This window comes from Candidatus Rokuibacteriota bacterium, assembly GCA_016209385.1.
In the GTDB taxonomy this organism is placed as follows: domain Bacteria; phylum Methylomirabilota; class Methylomirabilia; order Rokubacteriales; family CSP1-6; genus JACQWB01.
In genome coordinates this window covers 20,486-31,270 of sequence record JACQWB010000071.1, presented here as the reverse complement: position 1 = coordinate 31,270, position 10,785 = coordinate 20,486, and the positions used below count along the sequence as shown (strand labels likewise).

Below are 10,785 nucleotides of genomic sequence, written 5' to 3'. Positions count from 1 at the left end.
CTGCGAGTACGACGCGCTGCCCGGGATCGGCCACGCCTGCGGCCACAACGTCATCGCCACCTCGGGCGCCGGCGCCGGCGCGGCGCTGGCGGCCGTCCGCGCCCAGCTCCCCCGGGGGCGAATCCAGGTCATCGGCACTCCCGCCGAGGAGGGGGGCGGGGGCAAGATGAAGCTCATCGAGGGCGGAGTCTTCAAGAACGTGGACTGCGCCATGATGATCCACGGCGCCGACCGGAACGTCGTCGACGCGGAGCTCCTGGGGGTCGTGCGCGTGAACTTCGACTTCACCGGCAAGGCCGCCCACGCCGCGGCGGCGCCGTGGGAGGGCGTCAACGCGCTCGACGCGGTGATCCAGACCTTCAACGCGATCAGCATGCTGCGCCAGCAGGTGCGCCCGGACGTGCGGATCCACGGGATCATCACCAACGGCGGCACCGCCCCCAACATCATCCCCGAGGCGGCTTCGGCCACCTTCTACGTGCGGGCCGCGTCGCTGACGTACATGTGGGAGGTGTACCGCCGCGTCGTGGCGTGCGCGGAGGGCGCCGCGCGGGCGAGCGGAACCGAGCTCAAGGTCACGCAGGGGGACATGGTCTACGAGCCGCTCAAGCGGAACCGGACGCTCCTCGACCTCTTCAGAGCCAACCTGGACCGGCTCGGCGTGAAGGAGGAGGCGCCGATCCCGGATCGCCTCGGCTCCTCGGACATCGGCAACGTGAGCCAGTTCATCCCCGCCATCCAGCCACTCATCAAGGTCGCGCCGACGGGCACCGCGATTCACTCGCGGGCCTTCGCCGAGGCCGCGGTCTCGCCGCTCGCTCGCCAGGGCCTCCTCGTGGCGGCCAAGGCGATGGCGATGACGACGGCGGACCTCTTGGCGAATCCCGAGGCCGTCGAGCGCGCCAAGACGGAGTTCGCCGCCAGCTGAGGGGAGAAGCGCCATCGGCGTCGTCGCCCGTACGGAGTTTCCCGATCTCCCCCTCTTCCGGCGCGGGAAGGTCCGGGACGTCTACGCGGTGGGAGCGGACGCCCTCCTCATCGTCGCCACCGATCGGATCTCGGCCTTCGACGTCGTCCTCCCCAACGCCATCCCCGAGAAGGGGCGGGTCCTGACGGCGCTCACGCTCTTCTGGCTCGAGCTGCTCAGAGACCTGGTGCCCAACCATCTCCTGAGCGCCGACGTGAGGGAGTACCCCGTGCCGCTCAGGAGGTATGCGGCGGAGCTTGAGGGCCGATCCATGCTCGTGAGGCGGTGCGACGTCGTTCCGTTCGAGTGCGTGGTTCGCGGCTACCTGGCGGGCTCGGGCTGGAAGGACTATCAGAAGACCGGGTCGGTCTGCGGCATTGCGCTGGCGTCGGGCCTCAGGGAGTCGGAGAAGCTCCCCGAGCCGATCTTCACCCCGGCCACCAAGGCCGAGGCCGGCCACGATCTGAACGTGTCTGAGGCCGAAATGGCGACGGCCGTGGGGGCTGAGCTGACGGCGCGTCTGAAGCGGCTGAGCCTCGCGATCTACCGCCGGGCGGCCGACTACGCGGCGAGCCGCGGCATCATCATCGCCGACACCAAGTTCGAGTTCGGGCGCCGCGACGGGCAGCTCCTGCTGGCGGACGAGGTCCTCACCCCCGATTCCTCCCGCTTCTGGCCCGCCGCCGAGTACGCGCCCGGGATGTCGCCGCCCTCCTTCGACAAGCAGTACGTCCGGGACTACCTCGAGCGCCTCGCGTGGAACAAGCAGCCCCCGGCGCCGGAGCTCCCGCCCGACGTGGTACAGCGCACCTCGGCGAAGTACCTCGAAGCCTACCGCCTCCTCACCGGGCACTCGCTGGGAAGGGCGCCGACGGCGATTCCTTCGAGACTGCGAGTGCGTGACGTAACGAGAGCAAAGGAACACGTTGAGAGGATTTGTGAGGACATCGGATCGTCCGCGCGTGGGAGGTTGTGGCGTGATTCCATACAGATGCTTAGTACCATCAGTGAAAGCATCTTCTCACGTGCTGCCCATTTCATCCTTGAACTGTTGCAGAACGCAGAGGACGCCGGCAACAGAGGTGGGTCTGGCGAAGGCGAGATTGAGTTCCGTATTTCTCGAGGCTGCATCAAAGTCTCGCACAATGCCTCTTTGTTCACCGAAGACGACGTAGACGCGATCTGTGGCGTGAGATCCAACAAGAAGCCCGAAGAGGGAACCCTCGGATTTCTCGGGATCGGCTTCAAGTCCGTCTTTAAGATTACGGATCGCCCGCAGGTGTACTCTGGCCTGTTCCGGTTTAAGTTCGACAAGGCTCATTGGAAAGACCGGAGTGCAGAGCCGTGGCCCTGGCAAATCGCCCCACTGTGGGTGGAGCAACCAGAGGAACCCGTAGACCCGAGGCTGACCACGTTTGTCTTGCCGTTCAGGGACGACCGGGCATACGAGCAAACCCGCGAGGAGCTAACGAAGCTGGATGTCCACATCTTCTTATTTCTGAAGTGGCTCAAGAAACTGCGGGTCTGCGATGAGGACACGGGCGAAACGACCGTCATTAAGAACCTTGGAGGGCAAGGCCGAATACTTGCCGTGAGAAAAGGCAGAGTAACCCATCGCTTCGTGATCTTCCGCCGAGTTATGTCTGTGCCGCCGGAAGTTGCCAGGGATCCGATACTGGAGTTTTACAGGCGTCAAGGCGTGACGGAGCGTGAAATAGTGCTTGCTTTCGGCGTGGACGATCAAGACAACCTTATGCCGATAGAAGATGCGAGTACACTCGGCTCGGTGTCATCGTTTCTGCCGCTGACTGAAGAGCGCAGCGGTGCGAGGTTTCTTATTCAGTCGGACTTCCTCGTTCAACCCGGGCGTGAGGCCATCCAGTACGAGCTTGCCTGGAACCACTGGCTAGTAAGCGAGGCGGCGGCGGCAGCTAAAGAAGCGGTAGAGGAGTTTAAGAAGCACCGCAAGTGGGGTAGCCAATTCCTCCGCCTTTTCGATTTCCAACCGTATTGGGGCCAGGCGCCGTTCCACAAGTTGTTTTACCCAAAACTGCACGCCCCGCTTACGGCTTTCCTCGAAGGAGCGGAGGTGTACCCGACTGCCGGCGGGGGGCACGTGAAGCCTGAAAAGGCGGTCTATCCCGAGGAGGGACTAACGGGACTCCTGAACGACTCTGATCTGGCGAGTCTATTCCCCGGAGAGAGCGGTCTGCGCCTGGCACATCGCGACGTAGATGTCAAAGCAGTTCCTGCAAGTCTCCGTAACCGAGTAAAGACTGTGAGTCTTTCTCGACTCGCTCGTAACGAGCAGCTACTGGAGCAGAAACTGCACCAGAAGAACCACGTGCAGTGGTTCACCCAGCTGTACGAGGCGATGGCCGAGAGCGGGCAAGACTTCAGACAAGAACAACGGCGTACAATCAGAGGACGGATTCAGTGGTACGACTCGCCTATTTACGTACTAACTGATCAGAACAGGCTTGCACCCGCGAACACCGTTTACTTGCGTGATATCCCCGGTGAAGTGATTCAGTTACGCAAGAAATTTAGCGAAGTCGACGATCTCCTCGAGTCCTATCAGCTGATCCATCCGAAGCTCACCACGCCAAAACTTGCCAAGTTCTTCCAGGAGCGCACCCATGTACAGTCTGTTGACTACGACAAGGTTTGCCGAACGATCTTCCTGCCCAAGCTGGGGATCGGAGCCCAGGCGCCGCCACAGGACGAGTTGGTCGCTTACACACGGCTGCTACAAAAGGGACCAAGGTTGTCGGAGCCCATCTGGGTGCTTACGAAAACAGGGAGTCTCAAGCCGTCAAACCAGGTCTTCTTCAGCAGCGCGTATTCACCGGATGAAGATTGGGAGCGGAATGCTAGGTACGTGCCTCACATGGATTTTCTTAGCGAAGAGTATCTCCAAGGCGTACCCCGTGCGGAGAGAGCAGGTTGGAAGGAATTCTTTGCAAGTGTCGAGGTGAAAGAGCAAGCCGGCAATCCGCATGTTGAACAGTTCGCCATGGCCTTCGTGGAGCAGAAGCTCAGCGGAGAATTAAGGAACTTCGTCTCCAAGAATCGCCAGCAACATGGCTACGATCGTGAGGCGACCTCCATTGCCGACGGCCGCCGCGTTTTGCTCGAGATCAAAGGCCAGAAAGCCGAACACCCTGTCGAGCTGGTCGGGAACGAGCCTACGGCCGCAAAGCAGGCGAAGCAGAACAACGTGCCTTTCTGGGTTTGTGTGGTCCCAGGCATACCTGAAAATCCCAAGCTGTGGGTCATTGAGGAACCCTTAGACGCGGGCGAATTCAATGTCGTGACAATTGACATTGCCAACTGGAAGACTCGCGGCCGGCGCGTGGTTTAGAATCTTGAAAGTAGGCAGCGAAGACGGCGTCTACAAGTAAGTGATCTGAGGAGTTAATAGTTTAAGGTTGGTGAGTAAGTGCCACACCGTCTGGCGGCGTCGAAAACGTCCGGGAACGCCTGATCGATAAAATTGAAATAGTCGGGTGCCGCAGGGGTCCCCTACGACCGGGTTGTCCGGTTGAGCGTGCTGTTGACCCTTCTGCTCAATCTTTACCGCCGAGTCGGAGTTTCACGACAAAGAATTTAAAGCAGCAACCGTAATGGCGGGGAGGGGGCGGTGCTTTGAGCGCTCCTGTCACAGATTCGTAGCGGGCGTGGGATCCCGGTGACCGAGGAGCTGGAGGTCCTCACGATCGTCACCGGACGGCTCGAATCCGCCGGGATCGGGTACATGGTGACGGGGTCCATCGCTACCAACTATTATGCGGTGCCGCGCATGACGCGGGACATCGACATCGTGGTGGAGCTGTCGGCTCGCGATGCCGAGCGGGTCTGCGCCCTGTTCGAGGGGGACTTCTACGTTGACCGGAACGCGGTGCGCGAGGCGATCGCGACGCGCGGTACCTTCAACATGATCCACCACGCGCACGTGGTCAAGGTGGACCTGATCGTGCGCAAGGACAGCGAGTACCGGCGCGAGGAGTTCGGGCGGCGCCGTCGGGCATCCGTCGAGGGGCACGAGTTCGCCATCGTCGCGCCGGAGGACCTGATCATCTCGAAGCTCGACTGGGCCAGGGACACCCGGTCGGAGGTCCAGTTGAGCGACGTTCGCAACCTCCTGACCTCGATCCCCGACCTCGACCGGGAGTACCTCGGGCGCTGGAGCGAGCGGCTCGGGCTCGGGGACCTCTACCGCGAGGCGGCCCGGTGACCGACACCCGGCCGGAGGTCGCTCGGAGATATCGGGAGCTCTTGCTCGCGCGCTCGGGCGAGGAGCGCCTGAGGATCGGGGGCTCGATGCGCGCCACGGCCCAGGCGCTTGTCCGGGCGTCTGTGCTCGCCGCGAACCCGCGCGCCTCTCCGGCCGACCTGCGGCGGGCGCTGTTCCTGCGCTTCTACGGCCATGAGTTCGACGCGGACACGCGGGCTCGCATCGCGATCTGGCTCGGCCGGGACGATCCAGCGCCCGGCGCGGCGCCGAGACGGGTGCCTGTGAACTGGGACGACCTGGAGATGGCGCTGACTTCGAACGCCGGCGAGTGGACCTGCTACCTTGACCTGCGCGGCGGTGAGGTGCTCATGGTCCCGATCGACCGCTTGGGTGACGACGACTGGCCCTCGGAGGAGGAGATCGATGCGGGCCTCGCCGCAGGCCATGTCGTCCACATCGAGCCGCTCGACTCCCGGGTCGAGTACGGCTGGATGGCGGACTTCGCCGCGTCCGTCCGCGACGCTCGCCTGGGCGACCGGCTGGAGGTCGCCCTGGATGGTCGTGGCGCCTTCCGCCGGTTCAAGGACGTCCTGTTAGACCACCCCGCTCAGCGCCAGGCGTGGTTCGCCTTCCGGGACGAGCGCCTGCATGACGCGGCGCGCGACTGGCTCGCTGACCACGACATTGCGCCGACGACTGCGCCGCCGAGCAGGCCGCGAAGCGGGTAGGCGAGGGAGGGTTGGAAGTGGACGCCGTGGATATCTTCGGCTACAAGGGGGAGTTCTTTCGGGTGCTCCAGGAGACGGGGCGGAGCCAGACGGCGGTGATGACGATCGGGCCGGGAAAGGACGCCGGGCCCGAAGAGGTTCACGAGGGCGATCAGATCATCTACGTTGTCGAGGGCGAGGCGATCATCCGGGTGGGCGAGAAGGAGCACTGCGCCGGGTCGGGGGCTCTCGTGATGATCCCCGCCGGGACGCGGCACCACGTGAAGAACCCCGCGTCCCGTCCGCTCTTCTTCCTTACCGTCTACGCTCCGCCCCAGTACTGACGCCGACCATCTCGCGACACCCGCTGGTCTGTCACGAAAAATGCGGCGCTCGGCCAGGTTGTCGCCCTCGCGACCCAGAGAAAATCGCGCAGGACCGTCATTTTTGCGCCGGAACGTAGCTAAGCGCCTCGCTTGAGAGGCACCAATTCTCCGGGCCGAGTCATTCGGTACTTTCGTCCGCTCCGAATCCTCCTCCGCGTCGTTTCAGGCAGTCGGTTCAGCGCCTCTTCATGATCGGTAGGATAAGTAACACCAAATAACACAGAGGTTTGCCCGTATGAGAACACGCGCCACCGTGACCGTTTCAATTCCGCCGGAGATGATCGACGCGGTCGAGAAGGTCCGAAAGGCCGAGCATCATACCCGCTCGGAGCTCGTCCGCGAAGCACTCCGCACCTACTTCATGCTGGCCGGGCGCGCGTACACCCCTACCCGCGCCGAGCAGCGCGCCATCGAGCAGGGCCGAGCAGCCATCGGTCGAGGGAACTACTTCACCCTCAAGGAGTTCCGCGCGTATGTGGGAGGTGAGAGTAAAAAAGCCCGCGCGAAAAAGCGTCTTACGCGCGCCTCGACCACGACGACCTACCGTCGTCGGTAAGCGCTCGGAACCCGCGGCCTAACCTACGGAAGCCGGAAGCCGTGGAGCCCGCGATAGTCCACGGGCTGGGGCGGCCTCCATCCCTCGAGGAGTGTCGGCGCGGGCTGGTAGACGTCGACGCCGAGGGGACGACAGGTCGAGGTCGGGTCGGCCGCGTCCGGACCCCACATCGCGACCGAGAGATCGCCGTGGGGGCAGGTGGAGAAGGCGCAGAGCAGGTCGATCTCGGCGAAGAACTCGAAGAAGTCCCCCTTCCGTGCGGGGCTCGGCTTGACGAAGTAGCGGCCGTCCCGGGTCAGGCCGGTCACCATGAAGATGTTGAGAACATCGTGGACGTCCGACTCGCTGAGGCCGTAGGGGACAACGGCACGCACCAGGTTCGAGTGGCAGCAGTAATCGAATTCCTCGCCGTTCAGGAGCTTGTGGACGTACGGATCGCACCGCGTGCCGAGCAGGTCGTGGCACCCGGCCCCGTCCTCGTCGATGCCGTAGTTGACGGTGTCGTTGGTGATCGTGAGCATCGGCCGGAGGTAGGGGAGGCAGGACCAGAGGCGGTCGTAGGTCGTCACGTGGCTCCGGTGGAGCTGCTTGGTGCGCGCGGCCCAGAAGCGCTCGCGCGGGTTGTGGAGGTTCCAGGCGTTGAAGTCGGCGACCTGCGGCCCTTCGACCACGACGATCCGGCAGAGCTGTCCGGCGCGGACCGGCCAGGCCTTGCCTGAGCGAATGGGAACGATGAAGCTGTCGACCGGGGTTCGCGTGTCGGTCTCGGAGGCGAGCCGGCGGTAGAACTCCCGGTCGGCGTCGACCGGCGTGCCAGGTTGCCGCGCGTAAATCACCCGTGGTTTTGCCATCGCAGCACCTCGCTGGGCTCGGACCTCACTCGGGGCAGGCCCGATGTTATACTGCCATATCCCATGGAGCGACGCGCGTGTCTCCACAGGCGGTGCGACCCGGGAGGCTGCGGCGCGTGAGCCCGCGGGCATTCCTCCCGAGCCTGGCGGTCGTCTTCCTGGTAGGGTGCGCTGGCCTGGCTCTCCTGAGCCCGGCTGACTTGCCGGCCTACCCCTCCAGGTCTTAGGCACCCCTCCAGGAGCATGGCTGGATGGTACAGGGGAGCCCGGGCGGTGGTCTGGTTCTACAAGGGCCCCCTTTAACGCAAGCCTCTGCTCATCTCCTAGGAATTGAGTGCCACACTGGCCTCGCCCGACGCCGAACAGACGGCGTCACAAACAAAAGGAGGAGCAAAGCCATGGCCACCACCGATCAGACCCCCCTCGACCAGACCGATGTCAGCGCCCTGGACTGGGGCCCCGACGCTCCGCGAGGCGGCAAGGCCGTCATGGGCCGGATCCTGAAGGAGAATGCGACGGTCCCGCTCTTCTTCGGGCAGACGATGATCCAATCGCTGCGCGACGTGGGCTACAACCACACTACGTCTGCTTTGTGCGAGCACGTCGACAATGCCATCCAGGCCGGCGCGACCGAGATCAGGGTGTACCTCCGGCAGACCGGCAAGAAGGGCGATTACCAGACCGACGCCGCGGTCTATGACAACGGCTCGGGCATGCCGGCAACGGTGTTGAAGGTCGCCACGTCCTTCGGTGGCTCGACGACCTTCGGCAACCGCACCCGGATCGGCCGCTTCGGGATGGGAATGAAGACGGCAGCGCTCAGCATGAGCCCCGTGATGGAGCTGTATTCATGGCAGGAACCGGGCGCCATCTACAACATGACGCTCGACGTCGAGGCGGTCGGGAAGGATCGGCGGAACCTCGTCGAGCTGTCCGAGCCGACCATGCTTACCGAACTGCCCGACGAGGTCGCGGACATTTTCAAGAAGCCGATGATCTATCCAACCGACCGCACCGAGCAGGAGCTGCTCGCGCCGGGCGGCGTGGATCTCGAGGAGCGCCTGGGCCGCTCCGGCACGATTGTGTATATGCCGCAGTGCGACCGGCTTACCTACGCGAAGGCGAGCACGCTGGTCGATCACGCAGTCAAGGAGATGGCCCGGGTCTACCGGAGGGCTATCGGTACCGGCCTGAAGCTATTCGTTAACAATCGACGCGTCGAGGCGGTCGACCCGACCTACTCGATGCCCAACGCCCGCCACACGCGCCTGGATGATCTGCTGGTGAGGTTGAGCCGGCTCATCGTCTCGAAGTCGGTGCAGGTCAACATCACCGAGAGGGGGACGGAGACCGCTCCGATCACGATTAAGCTGTACCGGCTGCCCATTGAGGACTGGATGTCGCTCCCGCGCAAGACGCTGCGCAACGATCTGAAGGTCTTCGATGGGAACACAGTGTCGATCCTCCGGAATGACCGCGAGGTCTTCGCCGGGCCGATGCCGTGGCTGACGACCCGACACAGCGTCACCCACTGGTACCGCGTCCAGATCGACTTCCCTGGCGTCCTCGACGAAGCATTCGGCGTTGCCGCGAACAAGCAGGGCGTGCGCCTGAAGGGGTACGTCCAGGACGCGATCAAGGAAGCGCTCGGCGACGAGATCACGACCATCAACGATGAGATCAAGCGCTTCCAGGCCCAGCAGGCGGCGGCGCGGGAACCCGCGAAGCCCAGCCCCAGCGAGGCGAGGGCTGGCGAGGCCGACCCTTTCCAGCAGAACCCGCTCTCGGGGGCACCGACGCCCGAGGAGGAGGCCCAACTCGACGAGAACCTGCGTGGCCTCGCTCTGACCCTGAAGAGGGAGGGCGAGACCGACGAGCAGGCGTTCGAGCGCGTGAAGAACTCGCAGTACATCATCGACTTCAAGCACGACGAGTACTGGCCTTTCTACGACGTGAAGCATCGCTTCGGCCGGATCATCCTGACGATCAATACAGCCCACCCGTTCTTCGGCGAGCTGTACGATCCCGTCCGGAAGATGGGCTTGCAGCAGACGGGAGCTGATGGCGATGAGGTCGCGGCTCCGCCTGACGGGAAGTCTGGGCCGATCCTGGCTCTCGATCTTCTCTTGCTGTCCCTGGCTCGAACCCAGAGCCGCCTGTCTGGGATCGATAATGAATCCCACCAGTTGCTCGACCGCCTCCGCCGCGAGTGGTCCGAGACCTACCGCGTCCAGCTCACGGCCTGACGGTCGTAGGGCGGTGCCGATGCAGGAGAGCGTCGGCACCCCCTTGCCGGCCTTCTGCCTTTAGCGTATCCTGTGGAGGAATACAGGGTCGCAGATCGACTGTAACAGCAGTCGGTTCTCGACTCCTTTGAGCTGATTGTAGGAACCCGCACCGGTGGCTCCACGTTGGGCACAGCGTCCCAGCGCGGAGAACCGGCGGCGGGAAGGTGTACGGGCCCGAATCATCAGACCCGCAGGCCAACAGGGGCCTGCACAGAAGAAGGGAGAACATGATGTCGGAGCTTCCGTGGAGCATCTATGCGCGTCTCCAGCAAGAACTCGGGCGCAGCTGCTACGTCAACAACCACACCTGGTGCGTCAACAACCACACCTGGGGACTCGAGCAGGGGCTGAACCGGCTACTTGCTGAGAACCCTCCTGCCGGCGAAGAAGTCGACCGCGCTGTCCGAAGCGAAAGCCGCAAGGAGCGGTACCGAACGCGGCTGCGGCGCAGCCGTCTCGCGATCGAACACTCGCCTCGAAACCCGGAGAATGCTCTCGACGCCCGCCTGCGCCTGCATCGGGCGGAGGCGCAGGTCACCGTCGAGGAGTGGGCACTCCTTCGTGCCGTCGGTGAGGGTCGCGAGTACAAGGAGATCGCCGACGTTACCAAGGTTGCGGCCGGAACGCTTCGGGCTCGGGTTCTTCGTCTTCGTCGCAGCTTGGTCGCTCACGCCGGCAACGGCGGCGTCAAGTTGCCCGTGAGGGGAGGAGATACGTCCGGTACATAGGTACGTGGAAGTAGTGACCGATAAAAGGCCCTTTATGATGTCATAAGCGCGTTGGCCTCCCGCCC

8 protein-coding genes and 1 pseudogene are annotated in these 10,785 nt (G+C 63.7%); 8 read left to right on the top strand and 1 reads right to left on the bottom strand.

Annotated features, from left to right (window positions below; all coding sequences use genetic code 11):
- The 6 genes and pseudogenes from HY726_05065 to HY726_05040 form a co-directional block, all read left to right on the top strand.
- On the top strand, positions 1-928 hold a 928-nt coding region (locus HY726_05065), incomplete at its 5' end, for an amidohydrolase (GenBank protein ID MBI4608360.1).
- A 13-nt stretch (positions 929-941) separates the two neighbouring features.
- Positions 942-1,826, top strand: a pseudogene (locus HY726_05060) (phosphoribosylaminoimidazolesuccinocarboxamide synthase).
- 2,832 nt (positions 1,827-4,658) lie between these two features.
- Entirely contained in the window at positions 4,659-5,204 is a 546-nt protein-coding gene (locus tag HY726_05055) for a nucleotidyltransferase (GenBank protein MBI4608359.1), read from the top strand.
- The gene (locus HY726_05050; GenBank protein MBI4608358.1) at positions 5,201-5,932 is read left to right on the top strand and encodes a hypothetical protein; all 732 of its coding nucleotides are present in this window, start codon (positions 5,201-5,203) and stop codon (positions 5,930-5,932) included. Before HY726_05055 ends, HY726_05050 begins: the two co-directional genes overlap by 4 nt.
- A gap of 17 nt (positions 5,933-5,949) precedes the next feature.
- Positions 5,950-6,255, top strand: coding sequence for a cupin domain-containing protein (locus tag HY726_05045; protein MBI4608357.1), 306 nt, complete (start codon positions 5,950-5,952; stop codon positions 6,253-6,255).
- A gap of 277 nt (positions 6,256-6,532) precedes the next feature.
- Positions 6,533-6,853 carry a ribbon-helix-helix protein, CopG family gene (locus tag HY726_05040; GenBank protein MBI4608356.1) on the top strand — a complete coding sequence of 107 codons (321 nt, stop codon included), beginning with the start codon at positions 6,533-6,535 and terminating at the stop codon, positions 6,851-6,853.
- 23 nt (positions 6,854-6,876) lie between these two features.
- Here HY726_05040 and HY726_05035 read toward each other — a convergent pair whose 3' ends face one another.
- Complete coding sequence (locus HY726_05035) at positions 6,877-7,704, bottom strand: urea carboxylase-associated family protein (GenBank protein ID MBI4608355.1); 828 nt, start codon at positions 7,702-7,704, stop codon at positions 6,877-6,879.
- A 488-nt stretch (positions 7,705-8,192) separates the two neighbouring features.
- On the opposite strand from HY726_05035, the gene HY726_05030 reads away from it, so the two are divergent.
- Positions 8,193-9,950 (top strand): ATP-binding protein, encoded by a 1,758-nt coding sequence (locus HY726_05030; GenBank protein ID MBI4608354.1) that lies wholly within the window; start codon positions 8,193-8,195, stop codon positions 9,948-9,950.
- A 269-nt stretch (positions 9,951-10,219) separates the two neighbouring features.
- A complete protein-coding gene (locus HY726_05025) occupies positions 10,220-10,720 on the top strand; it encodes a hypothetical protein (protein ID MBI4608353.1) in 501 nt (166 codons plus the stop codon).
- The last annotated feature ends 65 nt before the right edge of the window (positions 10,721-10,785 follow it).